Annotated in this window: 20 protein-coding genes and 1 pseudogene; 13 read left to right on the top strand and 8 right to left on the bottom strand. The window is 41.9% G+C overall.

Features of this window, described 5'->3' with window-relative positions:
- The first annotated feature begins 2 nt into the window (after positions 1-2).
- The 8 genes and pseudogenes from EXT43_RS15145 (at position 3) to EXT43_RS15110 (ending at position 7,160) form a co-directional block, all read left to right on the top strand.
- On the top strand, positions 3-2,636 hold the full coding sequence (locus EXT43_RS15145; RefSeq protein WP_130167348.1) for a TonB-dependent receptor plug domain-containing protein: 2,634 nt from the start codon (positions 3-5) through the stop codon (positions 2,634-2,636).
- A 69-nt stretch (positions 2,637-2,705) separates the two neighbouring features.
- The gene (locus EXT43_RS15140) at positions 2,706-3,296 is read left to right on the top strand and encodes a biliverdin-producing heme oxygenase (protein WP_130167347.1); all 591 of its coding nucleotides are present in this window, start codon (positions 2,706-2,708) and stop codon (positions 3,294-3,296) included.
- Complete coding sequence (locus EXT43_RS15135) at positions 3,293-3,682, top strand: YbaN family protein (RefSeq protein WP_130167346.1); 390 nt, start codon at positions 3,293-3,295, stop codon at positions 3,680-3,682. The genes EXT43_RS15140 and EXT43_RS15135 overlap by 4 nt, the downstream gene beginning before the upstream one ends.
- Positions 3,683-4,011: 329 nt before the next feature.
- Entirely contained in the window at positions 4,012-4,590 is a 579-nt protein-coding gene (locus EXT43_RS15130; RefSeq protein WP_130167345.1) for a biliverdin-producing heme oxygenase, read from the top strand.
- Positions 4,590-4,979 (top strand): annotated as a pseudogene (locus EXT43_RS15125) (YbaN family protein); the annotation flags it as partial. The gene EXT43_RS15130 and the pseudogene EXT43_RS15125, both read left to right, overlap by 1 nt.
- Positions 4,980-5,175: 196 nt before the next feature.
- Positions 5,176-5,808: a PepSY-associated TM helix domain-containing protein gene (locus tag EXT43_RS15120; RefSeq protein ID WP_058586042.1), complete on the top strand. Its 633-nt coding sequence runs from the start codon at positions 5,176-5,178 to the stop codon at positions 5,806-5,808.
- The gene (locus EXT43_RS15115; protein WP_055198551.1) at positions 5,808-6,308 is read left to right on the top strand and encodes a DUF2271 domain-containing protein; all 501 of its coding nucleotides are present in this window, start codon (positions 5,808-5,810) and stop codon (positions 6,306-6,308) included. Before EXT43_RS15120 ends, EXT43_RS15115 begins: the two co-directional genes overlap by 1 nt.
- 9 nt (positions 6,309-6,317) lie before the next feature.
- Complete coding sequence (locus tag EXT43_RS15110) at positions 6,318-7,160, top strand: DUF4198 domain-containing protein (protein WP_130167344.1); 843 nt, start codon at positions 6,318-6,320, stop codon at positions 7,158-7,160.
- Positions 7,161-7,186: 26 nt separating this feature from the next.
- On the opposite strand, the gene EXT43_RS15105 is transcribed toward EXT43_RS15110, so the two are convergent.
- Positions 7,187-7,723: a hypothetical protein gene (locus EXT43_RS15105; protein ID WP_130167343.1), complete on the bottom strand. Its 537-nt coding sequence runs from the start codon at positions 7,721-7,723 to the stop codon at positions 7,187-7,189.
- Between the two features lie 128 nt (positions 7,724-7,851).
- Between EXT43_RS15105 and EXT43_RS15100 the strand changes: the two genes are divergently transcribed.
- Genes EXT43_RS15100 through EXT43_RS15090 form a run of 3 tightly spaced genes read left to right on the top strand, consistent with a single transcriptional unit; the run spans position 7,852 to position 10,146 of the window.
- Positions 7,852-8,277, top strand: coding sequence for a DoxX family protein (locus tag EXT43_RS15100; RefSeq protein ID WP_054562973.1), 426 nt, complete (start codon positions 7,852-7,854; stop codon positions 8,275-8,277).
- 60 nt (positions 8,278-8,337) lie between these two features.
- On the top strand, positions 8,338-9,204 hold the full coding sequence (locus tag EXT43_RS15095; protein ID WP_062566341.1) for a pirin family protein: 867 nt from the start codon (positions 8,338-8,340) through the stop codon (positions 9,202-9,204).
- Between the two features lie 54 nt (positions 9,205-9,258).
- Positions 9,259-10,146 (top strand): LysR family transcriptional regulator, encoded by an 888-nt coding sequence (locus EXT43_RS15090; protein ID WP_054562975.1) that lies wholly within the window; start codon positions 9,259-9,261, stop codon positions 10,144-10,146.
- On the opposite strand, the gene EXT43_RS15085 is transcribed toward EXT43_RS15090, so the two are convergent.
- The 4 genes from EXT43_RS15085 to EXT43_RS15070 form a co-directional block, all read right to left on the bottom strand.
- The gene (locus tag EXT43_RS15085) at positions 10,141-11,025 is read right to left on the bottom strand and encodes an SMP-30/gluconolactonase/LRE family protein (RefSeq protein WP_240701514.1); all 885 of its coding nucleotides are present in this window, start codon (positions 11,023-11,025) and stop codon (positions 10,141-10,143) included. The two genes, EXT43_RS15090 and EXT43_RS15085, sit on opposite strands and share 6 nt — an antisense overlap.
- Before the next feature lie 27 nt (positions 11,026-11,052).
- Complete coding sequence (locus tag EXT43_RS15080) at positions 11,053-11,760, bottom strand: sulfite exporter TauE/SafE family protein (RefSeq protein WP_062566342.1); 708 nt, start codon at positions 11,758-11,760, stop codon at positions 11,053-11,055.
- 128 nt (positions 11,761-11,888) lie between these two features.
- Positions 11,889-12,668, bottom strand: coding sequence for an SDR family oxidoreductase (locus tag EXT43_RS15075; RefSeq protein WP_054562977.1), 780 nt, complete (start codon positions 12,666-12,668; stop codon positions 11,889-11,891).
- Positions 12,669-12,713: 45 nt separating this feature from the next.
- Complete coding sequence (locus EXT43_RS15070; RefSeq protein WP_063527568.1) at positions 12,714-13,436, bottom strand: FadR/GntR family transcriptional regulator; 723 nt, start codon at positions 13,434-13,436, stop codon at positions 12,714-12,716.
- A gap of 261 nt (positions 13,437-13,697) precedes the next feature.
- Here EXT43_RS15070 and EXT43_RS15065 point away from each other — a divergent pair, with 261 nt between their 5' ends.
- Positions 13,698-15,326, top strand: a complete 1,629-nt coding sequence (locus tag EXT43_RS15065) for a sodium:solute symporter (protein ID WP_055020596.1) — start codon at positions 13,698-13,700, stop codon at positions 15,324-15,326.
- Positions 15,327-15,369: 43 nt separating this feature from the next.
- Here the strand turns inward: EXT43_RS15065 and EXT43_RS15060 are convergent, their stop codons facing one another.
- Positions 15,370-16,398, bottom strand: a complete 1,029-nt coding sequence (locus EXT43_RS15060; protein WP_130167342.1) for a family 43 glycosylhydrolase — start codon at positions 16,396-16,398, stop codon at positions 15,370-15,372.
- A 133-nt stretch (positions 16,399-16,531) separates the two neighbouring features.
- On the opposite strand from EXT43_RS15060, the gene EXT43_RS15055 reads away from it, so the two are divergent.
- Complete coding sequence (locus EXT43_RS15055; protein ID WP_058586036.1) at positions 16,532-17,506, top strand: arabinan endo-1,5-alpha-L-arabinosidase; 975 nt, start codon at positions 16,532-16,534, stop codon at positions 17,504-17,506.
- Between the two features lie 83 nt (positions 17,507-17,589).
- Here the strand turns inward: EXT43_RS15055 and EXT43_RS15050 are convergent, their stop codons facing one another.
- Positions 17,590-18,015, bottom strand: coding sequence for an FKBP-type peptidyl-prolyl cis-trans isomerase (locus EXT43_RS15050; RefSeq protein WP_130167341.1), 426 nt, complete (start codon positions 18,013-18,015; stop codon positions 17,590-17,592).
- A gap of 10 nt (positions 18,016-18,025) precedes the next feature.
- On the bottom strand, positions 18,026-20,470 hold the full coding sequence (locus EXT43_RS15045; RefSeq protein ID WP_130167340.1) for a glycoside hydrolase family 127 protein: 2,445 nt from the start codon (positions 20,468-20,470) through the stop codon (positions 18,026-18,028).
- Between the last annotated feature and the right edge of the window lie 24 nt (positions 20,471-20,494).

Below are 20,494 nucleotides of genomic sequence, written 5' to 3'. Positions count from 1 at the left end.
GAATGAAAACCCCTTACTCTTTAACCACTAAATTATCACCTTTGGCATTTGCACTTGGGTTAGCCCTAAGCGCTCCCCTTGCCGCTCAAGATAGAGCGGTATTTACTTTTAACATTGCTGAGCAATCATTAAGTAACTCACTTAACCAGCTAGCACAGCAAGCGAACATGAACCTTATTGCTGATGCAAAAATATTAGAAGGTATTGTAGCTCCTTCAATACATGGCCAAAAATCAGTATATGATGCTTTAGAAGTCGCTCTTAAGAATACAGCTATTCGAGCAGAAGTAATCGATAATAGTATTGTTATAAAGTCGACCAATTCAAAAAACTCAACCTCTTCTACTACCGATAAAGACAGCGCTGTCTCTAATGATTTAACAGAAAAACAAAAAGATATAGAAGTTATCGTAGTAAAAGGTACGCAATTAAAAATAACTCGAGAAGAGATGGACCGCACAAGCGGCCTTTCAAACTCTGATATTTTTTCAACTTTTTCAGGAATTGAGGCGAATAATATTCGTAACGAAGCAGGTGCATTAGACGTGGGCATCCGAGGCGTACAGGGTGAAGGCCGAGTTCCCATTTTTATTGATGGTAGCTTACAGTCTACTCACACTAACCGCGGTTATATGGGCACCTCTGATCGCACTTACATTGACTCAGACCTGATCAGTACAGTGAATGTCGAAAAAGGCCCTACGGCAAAAGCCTCACCATTTAGCGCAGGCGCTATCGGTGGCACAGTCAGTATGAGCACTTTAAATCCTGCTGATATTTTAAAGGAAGGTCAAAATTTAGGCGCATTAGTAAAACTAAAAACATACAACAACAACTCCATGCCAAAAGTAAGTGATGACCCTGTAGAGCAAGAGTATTACCAAGTAGCGCCAAGCCATAACAGTACAGACTTTGAAAACGGGTCAATGGTTCTAGCTACAGCTTATAAAAATGATGACTTCAGCGCAGTATTTGCTTTTAGTGACAAAAAGGTCGGCAACTACTTTGCTGGTAGTAATGGTTATGAAGATTTTGTTGAAGTTGTTGAGGGTTGGCTGAGTACTTTTGAAATTCACCCTCCGGTATCACCTGGCGCAGAAGTCGTTAATACGAGCTTTGAAAGTGAATCTTACTTAGCTAAATTTAGTTATGAGTTTACCGATGAACACACTCTCGAAGTCAATACCCGCCATCATCAACAAGCCGCAGGGGAAATGCTCGCTTCTTATTGGCACAAATATGAAGAAGGTGATTACCGCCGCCTACCTGACGGCACATGGGAAGAAATTCCTGCAGGTGAAGAGGCAATGCCACAATGGCAACTTGGTACAGCACATGTAAATAGTATCAGTGCTATTTACCACTACTTACCAACGAACAACTCACTTATCGATTTGAAAGTGAACCTTTGGAACACGCATGCAAAATTAGATCAATACAATGCATTGGCAAGCAACCTAGGTTCAAACGCATTACAATATACCCACCAGTATGCAAATACTCGTTCAGGCTTTAGTGCTTATAATGTATCAAGCTTTAAAATTGCCAGCCAGATCCCTACAACCTTGACCACTGGCTACGCATGGCAGTCTGAAGAATTAAAACCAAAAGAAGGTTATGAAGATACCTTCTATACAAAATACCCTACATCACGTGATGGTAAGCGAACCTCAAATAGCTTTTTTGCTAATGCGCAATTAGATTTTAATGACTTAGAACTACTACTAAACATGAACCTTCATGATGTCAAAATTGAAGACCGCCAAGCTGAATTAGAGCATGACTTTGATGCTAAACTAGATTTAACCTTGCAAGCTTCATATCTTCTGATTGGCAACACATTTGTATCTGCTAAGTATAGTAAGGCATATCGAATGCCGAGTTTATACGAGGGAACCGTTTCTAATGAGGTGTTTTCTTTCTCACCCGGCTACCCAATTACTCCTGAGCGAACAAATTCATACGAATTGAATATTGAAAGTACATTTAGTGATATCATCGCAACCAATGATAACTTTACTTTCAATTTCAGCCTATTCCACACTGAAATAAAAGATATGCTTGCTACGGCGAACCTACCCAACAAGGATCCTGAAGCGTATTCTTGGCAACGCACCTATGCATTTACAAACTATGACTCATTCACCCTTCCCGGTATCGAGTTAAAACTAGATTATAAAAGTCAGTACCTCTATGCATCTGCATCAATGATCAATTACCAAGACGTAGAGATGTGTTCAAATGAATTGGCAGATATTGGCGGTGCTGAACGTTGTAATAGTGAAGGCTTTTTAGGCAGTTTAACCCCGTTGCGAATTCCTCCAGAAAAGAGTTACATCGTCAATATCGGTGCAACCTTGTTTGATGATTCATTAGATACAGGTTTTATTTATAAAAAGCATACCGATAAGCGCCACCCTGGCGGCTTCTTATCATCAACAGGTGTTGATGCACTTGAGTATATCCCATCTGGTTATCAATTAGATTTTTACCTTGATTACATGTTCAACGAAAGCCTGAGTGGCTATGCATCTGTAACTAATCTAACTGACCAATATAAAGTTTCAACGGGTTCTATTGTCGCCATGCCCGAGCCTGGAAAGACCATTACTCTTGGCCTAGAAATCAAACTTTAAGTTCTTATTTTACCTTATACATTGCAGCGATCATTTTTCACTGCAATGTGCTTTATCTATGGAGTAAACATGTCTCTTACCATTACTGAACATTCGCGATCTCAAGCACTAAAAACAGCAACGACTGATGTGCACAATAATGTCGATAAAAGCATCATGGCCCAAAACCCATTTGCCGATACAAGCAGCTATCTATTATTTTTAAGTTTACAGTACAACTTCTTGAAAGATGTCAGTGCATTATACGAACACCCAGAACTTGCTAAGCATATAAATGATCTAATCGCACGTCGTCGCTTGTCTTTATTAGAACAGGACTTTCAAGACCTGAAATACGCATTACCAGAAACCCCTTTAGAACCTTCTATCACCCATGAGACAGATTTTGCTACCGCTTTAGGTTGGCTCTATGTTGTTGAGGGCTCAAAAGTTGGAGCTGCTATGCTTGGTAAGCAAGTAGAGGCACAGCTAAACTTCGATGCTAACCATGGCGCTCGATATTTGAAAGGACCTGGAGCAGGTCGAGGAAGTGCATGGCGAGAACTCACACAACTAATAGACACGTTAGAGCTAACACAAGCCCAAGAAGCTGCTCTAATTGAAGGTGCTCGCCAAGCCTTTGCACGTTTTCAACAATTTCAAAGCCAAGTGTATTCATGAAATTTAACCTTCGACTAATAAGGTACAAACAAACCACACTAAAACTAAGTGGGTTTACTTTAGTAGCTCTAGGAGTTGTAGGTATGGCTTTGCCTATTATGCCAACAACGATTTTTTTTATACTTGCCCTAGTGTGCTTTAGTCATGCTTCACCAACACATGCAAAGCAGTTACTTAACCACCCTCGCTTTGGATTAACATTGCGTTTATGGCAAGAAAACAAGGTAATACCTGTCAAAGCAAAGCTCATGGCAGTAACGTGTATATGTTTTAGTTTCTCATTATTAGCCTTAGTAGAACCCGCTCTATGGCTGGTTTTCATGATTGGTTTTATAAAGATTCTTATTGTGACATATATCCTTACACGACCATCAAGCATCGCTTAGTACATACTATAAAGCATGTTGGAAATAAACTTCACAGTCAAACACCTCCATGCTTTTTTACTTTTTAACAATGTAGCTTTGGAATATTGATAAAACGTTACAAACACAAAACAAAGAATATTCAGGTCCGCTCTGTACCTTTAGTAAAAACATTTTCTGGATATACAAATGAAAATCATTATTATATAACATCATTCTAAGCCCGATTTATTGTTAAAAGCTGTATAGCAGCTTTGTCTGATTATCACTTAGAAATTATGGGTATAACCCTATGACAACATCAACTACTCCGTGCATTTACTCTATAGACGTTGCAGAGGAACATATTCATGCCAATACTCGAGCTACTTTCTCGAGCTGAAAAGCTAAAACAAGCGATAAGCATCATAACCGATGATATTGATCATCATTTATTAGCGTTAGCGCCTAGTGCTGATTTAGATAACTATAAAAAGTTTTTAACCTTACAGTATGTCTACCAGTTAGAATTAAAAGGCCTCTACGAGCATGCTGATTTACATCAATATATAGATAACTTACATGATCGTACGCGATTATCTTTAATCAAGCAGGACTTAGACGATTTAAAGCACCCATTACCAAATCATCAACAGTACCCCTGCCGCTTTCAAAATGCCGACTTTGCCTATGTACTTGGTTGGCTGTATGTAATTGAAGGAGCGCAATTTTCTGCAGCTACATTAGGCAAACAGGTAGAAGCTGAGCTAAAGTTAAATAATCAACGTGGTGCACGCTACCTTGCTAAAGCAAGTGAATACTCTAAAGACTGTCAACTAAATCATCTTATTGATAACCTTGAGCTCTGTGAACAGCAACAAGCCACCTTGATAGAGGGTGCCGAGCAAGCACTGCAACGATTTAAGTTTTATCAGGCCCAGCTTTATTGATGAATGTGAGAGCGGCGTTTACCGCCTATAAAAATGGCTGCTATCAATTACTCGGGTTATTGATGGTGGGTTTAGGTATCATAGGTATTGCATTACCTGTGATGCCGACGACTATCTTTTTTATACTAGCATTGGCGTGCTTTACCCGCTCATCACCCAAGCTTTCTGCCTGGCTGCTAAACCACCCCAGATACGGCCAACCGTTAAGGTTTTGGCAAGAGCATAAGGTTGTCCCTACCCGTGCTAAGTTATTAGCAGGTTTTGGTATGGCTATCGGATATGCTTTTTTACTACTAAGTGCCGCGCCAATTTGGGTGATGTATTTAGTAGCAGTGATTGAATTGAGCGTATTAGCCTATTTAATTAACCGCCCATCTGAGCCAAATAAACCAACCCTAATTCAAGTTAATATAACCACACAGATGCGCTTGATGTTGCTTGCTTGTTTTCTCAGTTCGCAACTAGCTGTTATGGCTTACCTCGCTATTCATTTCTAGCACAAAGAAATGTAAAGAACGTAAACCTGCTTGTTATCAGTAATACAAATCATTATCATATTTGTATCTTTAACGAATAAACCGCATTATGTTCTCATTTAACAAACGCAGCTTTTATAGCGTTAGCCGCGCCTTACACATATACCTTTCAACGGCCTTATTCTTTTTGCTTATTTTATTTTGTGTCAGTGGCATCATTCTTAACCACGTTAGTTGGCTCGAAAATGATAAACATAATGGTCAGAACCAACTACTTGTTTCTGCAGAGCTATTCGAAAAAGCACAAGCAAACCTCGACACATTACCAAGCCTTTACCCTGAAATAGAGCAATACATGCAACAGCAGTTTTCACTCAGCAATGTAAAAAGTATTGAGTGGGAAAAAGAAGATGCCTTGGTAATGCTCGACTACCCGCTTCCGGCTGGCTTTGCCTATGCCGAAATCGATTTTCAAACCGGTGAACTTAATATTGATTATCAAACTGGTGGCTTTATGAGTCTGATTGGTGACTTACACAAGGGCCGCCATACAGGCGAAGCATGGAGCTGGGTGATTGATATCTCAGCTGTTTTGATGATTCTGTTTGCTATTACCGGATTATTTATTCTCTTTCAAAACCGTAAAAAACGTGCCGCAGGCCTTTGGTTAACGCTGCTTGGTGTTGCCACGCCTTTGGTTATTTATCTAGTTTGGGTGCCTCAACTTAAAGGAGTATCTTAATGAAAAAAGCCCACTTACTCGTTGCTCTACTAATTGGCTGTTTGTTCAGCCCTCTGAGCTTTGCAAAAGATCCCAACCTAACCGTTGAATTTACCTTACCTGAGCTAGATGTTTCCCCATATCATCGCCCTTACGTGGCGTTATGGCTAGAAACACCTGAACGTAAACACGTTACCACTATTGCACTTTGGGTCGAAAAAGCTGAATGGTTTAAAGACTTACGTCAGTGGTGGCGAAAAGCAGGTCGTAGCAACGACAGCTTTGATGGTGTAACAGGTGCAACAAAACGCCCAGGCACTTACACCATTGAGTGGCAAGGTAAAGATTTAAAAGGTAATCCAGTTAAACCTGGTAGCTACCTACTAAATGTTGAAGTTGTACGTGAAGAAGGTGGCCGAGATTACACCCGCGTTGAAATCGACTTAACGAAAGACGGCAAAGTCACAATTAAAGGCGAAAAAGAGTTCGCGACTAGCTTTGTTACCATTACCAGTAATTAAGGACAAACAATGAAATTAAAATTATTAAAAACGGCGCTGATCGGCGCCGTGACCTTCACAGCAATTGCATCTGGCTATGCACAAGCACATGCCCGTTGGTTAATGCCATCTCACACTTCTTTATCTGGTGAGAAAACTCACTATGTGATGATCGATGCCAGTATTTCTAATGAGTTGTTTAGCCCAGATAAAGCATACCGCCCAAAACAAAAAGGCGCAGAGTATGACGACAACTTATTAATTGCCCTTGCTCCAAACGGTAAACCGGTTGAAGAAACGATTCGCGCATACTATTTAAAACGCAAAAACTCAGCGGCAGTGAGCTTAACGCAAGACGGTACTTACCATATTGCTATGCAGCAAAAGCCAATGCTAATGACTTTCTATAAAGATAAAGACGGCAATCGCGGCCGTGTTTTCGCAGGTAAAAAAGAAGCAGACCTACCAGCAGGCGCAACCGACGTGCGCACTGTAAAATCAATCGCAACTGTTGATACTTTTGTTAGCCGTAATGGTACTTCTAAGCCAACATTGCTTGGTCAGGGCTTAGAAATTTCAGGCCCTACTCACCCGAACGACCTGTTTGCTGGTGAAGAAGCTAAGTTCCAATTGCTAATGGATGGCAAACCAGCTGCTGACGTTGAGCTTGCTATTGTTCGTGGTAGTGCTCGCTACCGTAATGAGCGTGACGAAGTTAAAGTAACAACCGATAAAGAAGGTTTCTTTACTGTGACATTCGCTCACGCCGATATGTATTTGATTGAAGCATCTGTTGATCAAAAACCAGCAGAAGCAGATATCGATAACGTTCGTTACTCATTATTCACAACGCTTGAAGTAGCGCCTGAATAATATGCTGATTAGGCCTTAGCAAAGGCCTAATTCGACTTTCGAGGAAGGCTGTAGTCAACCGTGTGATCGCAGCTACCGTCTTTCTCGCAATCATTTACCCCATCACCATCGACATCCCAGCTTGGATGCATGCCTTTTAATGTACTTTTTACGACGCTAATATCTGCTGTAAATTCACTTTGTTCATCACGTCGCGCAGCATTGCGCATCAAAAACACCCGAATCACATAATCGCCATTATCAGGAATTTTAACCTCGGCATGATCACCTTTTGCCGGGCCAACAAACAAAGCAGTTGGGTTGCCTTTTGGTAAAATATTAAAGTAGTTGCTTAAATTTGATGGAGAAAAATCAACCTTTAAAGTAGTGCCTTTATTAAGGTTAATTTGATATTCCAGCATCTCATAACCTTTAATTGTGTCTTTAACTTGCCAGCTTTGCTGCACCGCAATATCAGAAGCTAGCAACTCATAATGACGACTATTTGGTAAATTTTGTTCGGCAAACACTAAGCTACTTGTAGTCACCGAAAAACAAAACCCTATTAATAACAACAACTTCATATTCAACCTCCTTTTAAATTCTTTTTTAAAGAATGATAAACACTAATTTTACAATTTTTAATTCTTTTAAAGTGAACTTATAGTTACTCCATCGCAGACACACTGCTTAACTAAACAGGATACCTACTATGAAACTTTTTACTTTAATCTCAGCTCAACCACACTTACAAAATATTAGCACTTTATTGGCACGTATTGGTTTATCGGCCATCTTTTTACTAACCGGCTTTAGCAAAATAGAATTCTTTGATGCAACTGCACAGTACATGGCATCAGTAGGCTTACCAGAGTTCTTACTGCCGTTTGTAATTGCCTTTGAAATTGTTGGCGGATTATTTATTTTACTGGGCTTTTTAACACAACTAACCGCTGTCGCTTTTGCTGGTTTCAGCCTAGTTAGTGCTTTGTTATTCCACTTTCAGCTTGATGATCAAATGCAATTTTTAATGTTCTACAAAAACATTGCAATGGCAGGCGGCTTTTTAGCATTAGCCAGTGTTGGTGCAGGCAAAATCAGCCTAGATCAACTAGTGTTAAAACGTAGTCAGGCATAACATTTATCCCAGCCAATAACCTAGGTTATTGGCTGAATTTGTTTTTAAGAGGGCGCGAATATGGCAACGTTATTAACAGCAACCAGCCATGATATTGGTGGGCTCGATGTAAAACGCATCTTGCCTCATTTTGACAAAAAAATGGTTGGCCCATTTATCTTTTTTGACCACATGGGGCCAAATCACTTTCCTCGCGGTGAAGGCATAAATGTGAAGCCTCACCCTCATATTGGCCTATCAACGCTCACTTATTTATTTACTGGCAATATTTACCATCGCGATTCGCTAGGTAATAGCCTGCAAATAGAACCCGGCGATGTTAACTGGATGACCGCAGGTCGCGGTATAGTGCACTCAGAAAGAGAAAGCCTTGAAGTGCGGGCGAGCGAGCACGACATTAATGGTCTGCAATGCTGGGTTGCTTTACCTGAGAGTATGACCGAAATAGCACCGCGTTTTGAACATATCAAAAAACAGCAATTGCCTGAGAAAATCGAAAAAGGCGTGCTGATGCGACTCATTGTCGGTGATGCCTATGGCTTAAGCTCCCCTGTGAAAAGCTACTCACCGATGTTTTATGTCGATACGGTAGCAGAGCAAGGTAGCCATATAACTAAGCCGTATCCTCACCATGAAACCGCTGTATATGTTATTTATGGTGAAATTAGTGTGGGTGATACTCGCTATACCCAAGGCGACTTTGTGCTACTTGATGACAGCGAACACGAAATAACGACACTGGTGCACAGCCGCTTTATTTTACTCGGTGGCAGTAAATTCAATAAAGTCCCGTATTTACACTGGAATTTTGTTGCTTACAGCAAAGAGCGCATCGAGCAAGCAAAACAAGATTGGCAAGCACAGCGTTTTGCTAAAATTCCCGGTGATGAGCTTGAGTATATTGAGTTGCCCTCACCTAAAAAGTAAACTTTTTCAGCATTTACAGGTACTATTAGGTAGTTAAGTAAGCAAAGGAACATCATGCTAAGAATTACGCTAGAACAGTGGCGCATGTTTCGTGCTGTTGTTGAATTTGGAGGCTTTAACCAAGCCTCACAAGGTATTCATAAAAGCCAGTCGAGTATTCATAATGCAGTTGGCAAAATTGAATCTGCACTCGATGTAAAGTTATTCAGCATTCAAGGCCGTAAAACCGTGCTCACTGAAGCCGGCGAAATGATGCTGCGCCGTGCTAATTACTTACTTGATGAGGCAGCTAAAGTTGAGGCCATTGGGCAAACCTTGGGTGAAGGTATCGAAAGTAAGTTACGCATTGCTGTTGATGCTATTTTCCCACAACAACTGCTTTATAAAGTACTTAACGACACGTCATCGCAATACCCGCAACTGCGTATTGAGCTGCATGAATCTGTGCTAATGGGGGGCAATGAGCTGCTCGAAAACGATCAGGTTGATATTGCCATTACCGGCTTTCCAATTGCAGCAAACTTTCACGAAGAGTTATGTGATATCGAGTTTATTGCTGTAGCACATCCAGATCACCCCTTGCATGAGATAGAGCGTGAAATCACACTCGAAGATTTAAAATCACACCGCCAAATTGTAGTTCGCGATTCAGCGAATAAACACAAACAAGATGGTGGCTGGTTAGGTGCCGATCAACGCTGGACTGTTACTCATTTACGCACTTCAATTGATATGATCAGTAATGGACTGGGCTTTGCGTGGTTACCAAAAGTCGCGATAGAAAAACAACTTGCGGCAGGGCAAATGAAAGCACTTAATTTAACCCATAACAGCAGTCGCAGCGCTAAGTTACATTTACTCTTTAAAGACGGTGACAAACTGGGTCCTGCAGCACGCTCGTTTATTGGCGAGTTGCGTTATCAAGTAATGGAAAACCTATAGCTTCAAGGGCGTTTCAGCAATACCTTTAACGCCCGGCTCGAGAATAAACACGCCACCACTGTGAGGGTAATCAGCGAGCACTGAGTCTTCTAGCCCTACTGCCGCAGTTGTCACTGCCAGATGCGTGAGCTCTTCACCTACAAATGCGACACTCGTAACACGCGGTGCGGGTAAGCGAATAAACTGTACTTGCTCACCGTTTGGGGCAAAACGATACACGCCATAACCATTCCATGCAGCAACCCACAGATGATCTTCGCTATCAACGGTCATGCCATCAGGAAAACCCATATTGTCAGTAAAGCGAATAAACTCTTGTTTATCAGCAAGCTCGCCATGCTCATTCAGAGTGAAGCGGTAGATTGTTTGTTTATCTGAGTCTGTAGAATATAGAAACTGGCCATTTTTACTTACCGCAGGCCCATTGCTAATGGTGTAGTCATGATCAACTGCTGTCGGAGCCTGACCATGACCAAAACGGTATAACTTGCCACTATTGGTTTGCTCTTGAGAGTCCATTGAGCCAAAAAAACCAAAGCCTTGGCGAGACGTTTTACCATCGTTTAAGCGGTTTTGTGAGGGTTCGTGATCGATTGAGTAAAGAAGTTCGCGGCTAAAGTCTTCACTATTAAGCTTATAAACGCCTTTAGCAAAGCCTGCAACTAACTCTGCTTGCTCGGTTTCCATCACCCAACAAATTGGTTCTGGCATGGTAAACTGGCTGACGCGCATTGATTGGCAATGCAAACGAAACAAACGCTGCCCTAAAATATCGACCCAAAATAAACAGTTATGCGCCTTTGCAAAATAGGCACCTTCACCTAATTGGCATTGGCTAGAAATGATTACTTTAATGGTGTCATCGAGCATAGGCTTCATTACACAAACTGCTGAACTATTCTCATTCTATCTGTGTATGAAAATAAGTGCTAGACCAGATAAGCCAGCAACCAGCAAGATGATGCCGCGAATGGCCTTTTCATTGAGGTTATTGTTGATCACAAACGACAAGCCCCAGCCAATTAAAATAGCGGGTAAGCAGAAAAAGAACAGCTTTACATCAGCCATATCGGCAGAGCCTGTCAGCATCAATACAATAATGCCAAACAAGTTTATAAATACAAAAAAGGCACTCAGGTTTGCTTTAATTTTATCTTTATCTTCAGCTTGATAGAGTAGCCCCATTGGCGCGCCACCGGCTGACGTTGTGGTACCTAAAAAGCCCGACGACATTGACGCGAGTAAGCTTGTAATGGTGGAAATTTTTGGTTTCATACCTATGATAGACAATGCCACCACTACCAAAATACTCACTCCTAGCAAGAGTTGATACTGCTTCGCATTGACATACCACATCACCACAGCAGCAAAGATAACTCCCACTGCACCACCAATAATGGAAATGCCTGTTTGTTTCATGTCTATCGCGCCGCGGTGTTTAATCATTAACACCGACGTTAAAAACAGCGCATTCAGAATCATTGGCCCAGGCACCAGCTCTGGCATCAGCCAGTAAAGTACAGGCACACATAGCATGCCTAAACCAAAGCCAATAACACTTTGCAGGCAAGCGCCAATAATCAGAATTAAATAAACAAGTACAAAGTCGGTCAAACTTTCTTACCACCTTCCTAAGTATGAGCTCTGTTGATTCTATAACCCATATTTTATTATTATAGTATCATTTGAATTATGTAAAAATTTTTATTGCAAGCTAGTTGTTTTGCGATTGTTTCGCAAAATTATGTCCAACCTGCATCCACTATCAATGATTGTGCTGTCATCATTCGGCTGTCATCAGCGGCCAAAAACAATGCCGCATTTACCACATGGTCTGGTTGAATTGTTTCGTTAATACACTGACTTAAACGAACATCTTCAATCATTTCTGGGGTTAGCCAATGAGTGATTTGGCGCTCTGTCATCACCCAACCCGGAACCAGTGAATTCACACGAATATTGTCTTTACCATATGAAGCAGCTAATGAACGGGTTAAACCTTCAATCCCCGCTTTGGCAGTTGTGTAGGCAGGCATACCTGTTTGCTTAATACGCCAACTAACCGACCCCATATTAATAATGCTACCACCACCTAAACGCTGCATCTGTTCAACCACAGCTTGCGATGAAAAGAAACACGGGCGCAAGTTAACTGCAAACTTGTCTTCCCAATATTTCACATCCATATTTTCAGCGGCATGACGGGTGTCATCGGCTGCGTTATTAATTAACACACCTATGTCACCCTGTTGCTGACGAGTTTGCTCAATGGCCGCTTTTAAGGCTTCAACATCACGAATATCGCAATGGATAAACTGCGGATCAAACTCATATTTACCAGCTAATTTTGCGCATAACGCATCGCTTTGCTCAGTTGCAATATCAACAAAGGTGACTTTCGCGCCCTGCTCGCAGAACCGCGTTACCATTACTTCACCAATTCCCGATGCACCACCAGTAATAAACACACTCTTACCAGCAAGGCTTGGGTAAACTGTTTTTAGCTCGTTCGAATTTGGCATGATAACCTTTTGTTTTAAAGTAATTACAACGTCAAAAAGTGATACTTATTGAGCCGCTTCTTTTTCGGCGATTTCTTTTTCAATAAACGCCATTGCTTCATCAATCATGTACGTCATCATGTTTTTAGCACGCTCAGGGTCGCCGCTCGCAATCGCGTTATACACTTTAAAGTGCTCTTCAGCGATTGCCTTTTTATTGCCCTTAGCAGGTGTAGTATGCTGAATACTTACATGCAGAGCCGTGCTAATAAAATCACGTAATTGATAGAAAAAACGGTTACCACTGGCATGCAAAATAGCCGTATGGAAAGCAAGGTCTGGCTCATGCATTACGCCTTCAGGCTCTTCTGCTGCCGCTTGCATTTTATCTAGTGCCATTTTAATTTCTGCAATGGCTGCTTGGTCGCCTTTTCTTGCTGCAAGTGCTGCTGCTTGTGGCTCAATCGCCAATCGCACTTGTAGAAATTCTTTAAGTACGTAAAGTGATGGGCTGCTTTCTAACAACCATTTTAATACGCTTGTGTCGTATAAGTTCCAGTTCTCCGCCGACTCAACACGAATACCTTGTCGTGGACGAGAAGAAATCAGTCCTTTTGCAGCAAGCATTTTCACTGCTTCACGAACAGCTGTGCGGCTAATACCATACACTTCACAAAGTTGTGCTTCGGTTGGTAGCCCCGTTTCAGTGTTATAATCACCAACAATAATTGCTTTACCAAGCTCATTGGTAACTTGTTGTGATAGGTTTAAATTTTCTAAACGCGCCATGTGTGTTCCTCAAAAGATCTGAGTAATATGATACATCTATAAAGCTATTCCGTCATCCTGGAAATAATTGATTAAAATCAATAACAAGCAAAAAACAACCTAATACAAGTGTCTATATTTCGAACAACATAGTCGCTATTTCACCTACAGACTGTCACCTTATTTTAACAAATCTCTTTCACTTAACCTATTTATAATATAATATTTTTATTCAACAACTAAAAAAGCAAAATTCTCTTTCAAAATTAGGTGGAACACACGATGGTCGAACTAAGTACCTTAGACTGGGCAGTGCTAGCAGGATTTTTTGTCCTGTTACTAGGCGTTGTCGTGATGTCTATGCGACAAAAAGAAGAAGACACCGCTGATTACTTTTTAGCGGGTCGTAATGCAAGTTGGTTAGTGATTGGTGCCTCTATTTTCGCATCGAACATTGGCTCGGAACATTTAGTGGGCCTTTCAGGTTCAGGTGCACAATCGGGTATGGCACTGGCTCACTGGGAGATGCAATCGTGGATCATTCTACTGCTCGGTTGGATTTTCGTACCTTTCTATTGGAGTAGTAAAGTCTACACCATGCCTGAATTCTTAGAGCGCCGCTTTAACTCTAAATCACGTACCTTCTTATCTGTTATCTCATTGATTAGTTATGTACTAACCAAAGTTGCGGTAACGGTTTATGCCGGCGGTATCGCATTTAAAACAATCTTAGGTATTGAGAGCATTTGGGGCATCGACTTCTTCTGGATTTCAGCTATTGGCCTAGTGGTTATCACCGGTATTTATACGGTACTTGGCGGTATGAAAGCCATTATGTGGACCTCGGTGTTGCAGACCCCTGTACTCATTATTGGCTCCTTAGTCATATTAGTTGTTGGTCTAGATAAAGTAGGTGGCTGGGCAGAAGTTGAGCGTATCAACGATGCTAATATGCACCTTATTCGCAGTGCTTCAGATGCTGAGTTCCCATGGCCTGGCATTGTATTTGGTTCATTCATTATTGGTTTTTGGTATTGGTGTACCGACCAATACATCGTACAACGTGTTTTATCTGCAAAAGGCATTAAAGAAGCGCGTCGCGGTACCATGTTTGCTGGTTACCTAAAATTACTTCCTGTATTTATCTTCTTAGTACCAGGCATGATTGCATACGCATTGAATGTTAAAGGTATTATTAGCTATGAAAGTGCTGACCAAGCTTTCCCAACTTTAGTTGCTGAGCTATTACCAGCCGGCGTTAAGGGGATTGTAATTGGTGGTTTAGTAGCAGCTCTTATGAGCTCTTTAGCATCATTATTTAACTCATCAGCAACCTTATTTACCATTGATTTCTATAAGAAATTCAAACCAGAATCATCTGAGAAGCACCTTCTGAAAGTAGGCCGTATTGCCACTATCGTGATTGTTGTATTAGGTCTTCTGTGGATACCCGTCATGAGCTTAATTGCCGATGTGCTTTATGAATATCTGCAAAGTGTGCAGTCTCTTATTGCACCAGGTATTGCTGCGGTATTTTTACTAGGTTTATGTAGTAAACGCATCACTCCAACAGCGGGTTTTGTGGGCTTAGTATCAGGTTTTGTGCTTGGTATGATCCGCTTAGTGTTACTGCCATTTAAAGATGATTTAACAGGTTCATCATTTGCGTGGATCACCACAATGAACTGGTTATATTATTGTATTCTGCTATTTGTCGTGGTCGTTGCGATTATGATTGTGGTAAGTATTTTCACCAAACAAGCAGACGAAGAACAATTGAAAGGTCTTACTTTCTCAAGCCTAGATAAAGCAACTATGAAAGAAGTAGCTGCCGGCTTAGATAAGTGGGATTACATTCATACCGCGGGTATTATTGGTATTACTGCCTTTATTTACTACCGCTTCTGGTAATCGTTCGTTCCCAAAGTTGTAGGGCGCCAATTGGCGCCCTTTTTTAATCAGCGAGTTCTGGTGAAAACACAGGAAAACCGTTTTTATCCCACGTAATAATGCGTGCTCGCGCATGGCGATTTGGGTCTGTAAGCGGTGTGCCTTTCAGCTCTTTATAGTCACGACTGTGATAAATCATTAAATCGGTTACACCATCTTCAGCTTTTACAAAACTATTGTGCCCAGGGCCAAAACGACCTAGCTCAGCATTGGTGGTGAACACCGGCTCAGCCTTTTTATGCCAGCTAGCAGGATCAAGTAAATCAGCATTCACATCTGCCCATAGCAAGCCCATCGCATATCGATGATCGGTGGCACTGGCTGAATAAGTGACAAATATTTTATCGCCATGGGTGATTACTGCAGCACCTTCGTTCACCTTATAGCCTTGCACTTCCCAATCAAGGGTTGGCTCAGTAATCGCGATAATGGGTTCTTTAATTGATGTTGGAGAGTCCATTTCAGCTAACCATAAAGCTGAGTTATAAGTTGCAGGCTGGTTCTGCTGCGCCCAAATCATGTAACGCTTACCATTGTGCGTAAAACTTGTGGCATCAAGCGAAAAACTATCAAGGTGGCTAGTTACTTGCCCCATTTCTTGCCACTCACCTTGCATCGGATTAGCACTGTCGTTTTTAAGTGCATACATGCGAATACTGAACGGCTTTTCGATATCACCTGCGGCGAAGTAGATATACCAACTGCCATCTATCTGATGTAGCTCAGGGGCCCAAATATTGACACTCATTGGGCCTTTATCACGCTTTTGCCAAATAACCTTCGGCTCAGCTAATTTTAAATCGTTTAAACGACAAGCTTGGCGCAGCTCAATTTCATCAAATTTCGGCGAACTACCTATAAACGTGTAACAGCCACTTTTATCATCGCGAACTAACCAAGGGTCAGCACGTTTGAGTACAATGGGGTTATCAATTGGCGCTAAAGTCTTGCTACTATTAGCATCAGCAAGGGCTGACAATGGCGAGGCACTTAACGCACTAAGAAGCGTTAGCCGAGATAATTTTTTGAGCATAATGTGTCCTGTATTTCGTCTCGATTTTATTGTTAATATTGTATTACATATTATATAGTAGCTGAATGAACACAAGAGTTAAAACAACAAAAGGTATTCAAGCATGAGACCCGTAAGTAAGGTGACACACGCAATGAAGTGGCTTTCAACAGGGCTACTTTTTTCTGCCGCAGCCGTTTCTGCAAAGCAAGTTGAAGTACACGATCCGGTGATGACCAAAGAAGGCGACACGTACTATGTATTTAGCACAGGCCCGGGCATTACCTATTATGAATCGAAAGATTTAACCAACTGGAAACTCACAGGCCGCGTCTTTAAAGATGAGCCGAGTTGGGCAAAGCGTATTTCACCAAGCTTTGATGGCCACTTATGGGCACCTGATGTGTATGAGAAAAATGGTAAGTTTTACCTTTATTACTCAGTCTCTGCATTTGGCAAAAACACTTCGGCAATTGGTGTAACGGTTAATGAAACCCTTGACCCATCATCACCTGATTACAAGTGGATTGACTACGGCATAGTGGTTGAATCAGTGCCTGAACGTGACGATTGGAACGCTATCGACCCTGCAATAATCGAAGATGAGAATGGTACACCGTGGATGAGCTTTGGTTCGTTCTGGGGCGGCCTTAAACTAGTAAAACTTGATGATGACATGGTGCGCTTAGCAAAACCTGAAAAATGGCATCACATTGCGAGTCGTCCAAACACGGAACATGGCCCAATTGAAGCACCTTATATCTTTAAAAAGAACGGCTATTACTACCTATTTGTTTCGTTTGACAAATGCTGCCGTGGCGTAGAGAGTACTTACAACGTACGCGTAGGTCGCAGCAAAAATATCGAAGGCCCATATTTAGATCAACAAGGTCGCTCTATGGTTGATGGCGGTGGCAGTTTAGTTATTGAAGGTAATAAAGACTGGGCTGCTCTTGGTCATAATGCTGCGTACACCTTTGATGGTAAAGACTATTTAGTATTACACGCCTACGAAACAGCCGATAACGGCGTGCAAAAGCTACGTATTTTACCTATGAGTTGGAAAAACGATTGGCCGGTTGTTAACCCAGCCGACCTAAATAAGCTTAAAACCAAGCTTAAAAAGTAATTATTCAACACACAAAAAACCTGCAAAATTGCAGGTTTTTTATTTGCTTTAATGACCTCGTTTGAGGTTGAAAGTAGGTGTTATCAACTAAAATCAATCAAAGTAATATCAACGAGCATGGGGCTTTGGCAGCCTTGCTGATGCTTTTCTTCAATAAATGCGCTGTACACATCACGCGCCAAATGCGCAGGTATTAGCACCTCAAAGCGGCTGCCTTTATTCATTATTTGCAACGCTTCTTGCAAGCCCACTATCGCCTCTGCAATTTCGTACTCTACAGCGGCGCCTTGCTTGCGAGTATCAAATAACACCCGACCATTTGTAAGGGTAACGCGTTGATGCACAGTCACTGTAGCATCCCAACAAGGTTTATCCCCCTGACCTTGCTCAATTACTCTATAACCAAGCCCTGTGGGTGTTTGGTAAAAGCTGTGTTGCTCAGCGCTGTTATCTAAAAGCGACGGTAAAACATGCTCTTTAGCCGTCGCAAACACATTGTTGCTTAACATAGCCAACTCTTTATTGTGCGTTGATTAAACGAATACCATAGATACCACCGGCAACAGAATCTTTGTCGGCAGCAAAACGTAAGGTAAGCGTTTTCGACTTTTTCATTGCCTCTGTTAATGGGTAATCAATGGTGTAGAACTCATCAGTCGGCTTGCCTACAGGCAAACTAACCGCAGCTAATTGCTCGCCATTTAATTTAATTGAGAAATGACGATCTACATCGCCAATAAAATAGCGAACACGCAAAGCAACCGCTTTTTGTTCTGGGTTGCTAAGCTGATACTCAAACCAACCTGTCGCATCGCGCCAATGATGACCATTATTAACACCTGCGCGGGTTCCCTCACCTTTAAAGTCGTGTTCGACTTCAGGTTGTTGTTCACCCGGCGTAATTTGATCAACGGTTAATAAACGAAGCTGTTCTTTCGCTTGCTCAGCCGCTTTTGCATCGGCAACAAATTGCGTGAACTCTGCTTCGCTTTGCTGAGGCCAATACACTTGATAGCGACTATCGTGTAAGCGAAAGAACGGAATTAGCTCTGTGCTCTTAGTGTTATCGATACCTTGCTTGGCAATCGCCACATTTTTATCGGCGATAAATGCAAGCTCTTGGCCCGGTTTACGAGTAAGATCGGCAATAAATTTCTCTGGCTCACTCAGCATGATTGGTAGAGCTTCTGGCGGACAAGTCGGCCCCGCGGCGATGTGGCCCATGCGGCTATTATCGGCAACAAAGTTAAGCTGCTCATTTGCAAATGCTTGTACTTTGGTAGCCATTACAACAGGCCCATACATCACAGAGTAATAATGCTGGCCATCAGGTAGCTGCTCAGTATAAAGCTTAGGACTAAGCTCAAAGGCAAGCTTATCACCGCTTTGCCATGCATGGCTGATACTGTAATAACCGTCTTTTTCGGTTGCGCTTACAGCTTGTCCATTTAAAGTAAAGCTCAGCTCACCTTGCTGCCAAGACGGTTTACGGATATGAATTACCGACTCAGTGCTTTGCCCCTCAGACAAACGATTCACGGTCAGTGAAACCTTGTTACCATCTGGAAATTGGCTGTCTTGCGTGATCTGCAAACCCTGCTGTTGCCAATTTAACGTGCTTGGAATAAACAAGTTCACCCATAGCTCTTTACCGGTATTGCTATAAATCAGCTCACCATATTTGCTGTGATTCTCAATACCTGAGCCTACGCAGCACCACATTGAATCTTGCACTGACGAATACATGCGGTAATGCCCAGGGCGCATTGAGGTAAAGTAAACAAGACCGCCATGCTCTGGGTGTTGTGACGATAAAATATGGTTATATGTGGCGCGCTCATAATAGTCTAAATAACGCGTATCACCGGTTTTTAAGAATAATAACTTACTCAGTTTCATCATGTTGTAAGTGTTGCAGGTTTCTGGACCTTCAACATCTTCAACCATCGGCGTGAAGTCACTTTTATCATGAAAATGCTCACGTACTGAGTTACCGCCAATTGATACTGAGCGCTCTTGGCTGACTGTTTTCCAGAAAAAGTCAGCACCTTGCTGCCATGCTTTGTCATCGCTGGCATTTGCTACTTTCAACATACCAATAATTTTTGGAATTTGCGTATTGGCATGTAGGCCAGTTAACTTATCTTCTTTGTGTAATAAGGGTTCAATGATGATGTTATGAGAGAACTGACGGGCTAGCTTTAAGTAGCGCTCATCATCACTGATAAAGTACATATCAGCAAACACATCATTTAAGCCACCATGCTCTGAATACAACATTTGTTGAACTTGTTCATCAGTTAGCTTGGCAGTGGTCGCTAAGAACCATTCGCCTAACTTAAATAGCATTTGTTTGGCTTTATCACTGCCTGCTACGTCGTATGCATCACGCAAGCCATGGAAAATTTTATCTATGTTATAAAGCGGTACCCAGCGGTCATTTAAGCTGAATAAATCGGCTTTGATTTCACCTTTTTCAATCTGCTGCCACATTTCATCGCCATTTGGGATACCGCCTAAGTAACCACCAGTGGCTTGCTGGGCGCGATCTAGCTCGCTTAGCATATAATCTAAACGCTGCTTTAATTCTTCGTCACCTGTGGCTGCCCACGCAAGGCTTAAGGCTGAAAGATAATGACCGCCAATATGGCCATCAAGGCCAGTACTTTCCCAGTTGCCATAGTTAGGCGCTTTTGGTTCAAGGCCGGCTTCACGCAGATAAGGAGCAAGCAGCTGATCTGGATGAAGTGCTAATAAATAACGCACATTAGTTTGCTGTGCATGTAAAAACGGGCTGGCGCTTAAACTTACTTGATTTAGGGCAAATAAATGTTGTTCGCTGGTATGTTCAGCATGCTCCACTGAAGCGGCTTGTTTACTGTCTGTTGGCAGCTCACTGCAACCGCTCACAGTTAATATTGCAGCGCAAACGCTTGCTAAATAGCTAACCTTGAATGTGTTCATACTGTTGTCTCCCAGCGAATTGTT

This window comes from Pseudoalteromonas sp. CO109Y (genome assembly GCF_004208935.1).
GTDB classification, from domain to species: Bacteria; Pseudomonadota; Gammaproteobacteria; order Enterobacterales; family Alteromonadaceae; genus Pseudoalteromonas; species Pseudoalteromonas shioyasakiensis.
Note: the sequence above shows the minus strand (reverse complement) of the source record. Positions and strands in the feature narration are given on the sequence as shown.

Bases quoted from the DNA above. Each gene is read 5' to 3' on its own strand.
- EXT43_RS15145 (WP_130167348.1), top strand. From the start codon at position 3: ATGAAAACCCCTTACTCTTTAACCACTAAATTATCACCTTTGGCATTT.
- EXT43_RS15140 (WP_130167347.1), top strand. From the start codon at position 2,706: ATGTCTCTTACCATTACTGAACATTCGCGATCTCAAGCACTAAAAACA.
- EXT43_RS15135 (WP_130167346.1), top strand. From the start codon at position 3,293: ATGAAATTTAACCTTCGACTAATAAGGTACAAACAAACCACACTAAAA.
- EXT43_RS15130 (WP_130167345.1), top strand. From the start codon at position 4,012: ATGCCAATACTCGAGCTACTTTCTCGAGCTGAAAAGCTAAAACAAGCG.
- EXT43_RS15120 (WP_058586042.1), top strand. From the start codon at position 5,176: ATGTTCTCATTTAACAAACGCAGCTTTTATAGCGTTAGCCGCGCCTTA.
- EXT43_RS15115 (WP_055198551.1), top strand. From the start codon at position 5,808: ATGAAAAAAGCCCACTTACTCGTTGCTCTACTAATTGGCTGTTTGTTC.
- EXT43_RS15110 (WP_130167344.1), top strand. From the start codon at position 6,318: ATGAAATTAAAATTATTAAAAACGGCGCTGATCGGCGCCGTGACCTTC.
- EXT43_RS15105 (WP_130167343.1), bottom strand. From the start codon at position 7,723: ATGAAGTTGTTGTTATTAATAGGGTTTTGTTTTTCGGTGACTACAAGT.
- EXT43_RS15100 (WP_054562973.1), top strand. From the start codon at position 7,852: ATGAAACTTTTTACTTTAATCTCAGCTCAACCACACTTACAAAATATT.
- EXT43_RS15095 (WP_062566341.1), top strand. From the start codon at position 8,338: ATGGCAACGTTATTAACAGCAACCAGCCATGATATTGGTGGGCTCGAT.
- EXT43_RS15090 (WP_054562975.1), top strand. From the start codon at position 9,259: ATGCTAAGAATTACGCTAGAACAGTGGCGCATGTTTCGTGCTGTTGTT.
- EXT43_RS15085 (WP_240701514.1), bottom strand. From the start codon at position 11,025: ATGAAGCCTATGCTCGATGACACCATTAAAGTAATCATTTCTAGCCAA.
- EXT43_RS15075 (WP_054562977.1), bottom strand. From the start codon at position 12,668: ATGCCAAATTCGAACGAGCTAAAAACAGTTTACCCAAGCCTTGCTGGT.
- EXT43_RS15070 (WP_063527568.1), bottom strand. From the start codon at position 13,436: ATGGCGCGTTTAGAAAATTTAAACCTATCACAACAAGTTACCAATGAG.
- EXT43_RS15065 (WP_055020596.1), top strand. From the start codon at position 13,698: ATGGTCGAACTAAGTACCTTAGACTGGGCAGTGCTAGCAGGATTTTTT.
- EXT43_RS15060 (WP_130167342.1), bottom strand. From the start codon at position 16,398: ATGCTCAAAAAATTATCTCGGCTAACGCTTCTTAGTGCGTTAAGTGCC.
- EXT43_RS15055 (WP_058586036.1), top strand. From the start codon at position 16,532: ATGAAGTGGCTTTCAACAGGGCTACTTTTTTCTGCCGCAGCCGTTTCT.
- EXT43_RS15050 (WP_130167341.1), bottom strand. From the start codon at position 18,015: ATGTTAAGCAACAATGTGTTTGCGACGGCTAAAGAGCATGTTTTACCG.
- EXT43_RS15045 (WP_130167340.1), bottom strand. From the start codon at position 20,470: ATGAACACATTCAAGGTTAGCTATTTAGCAAGCGTTTGCGCTGCAATA.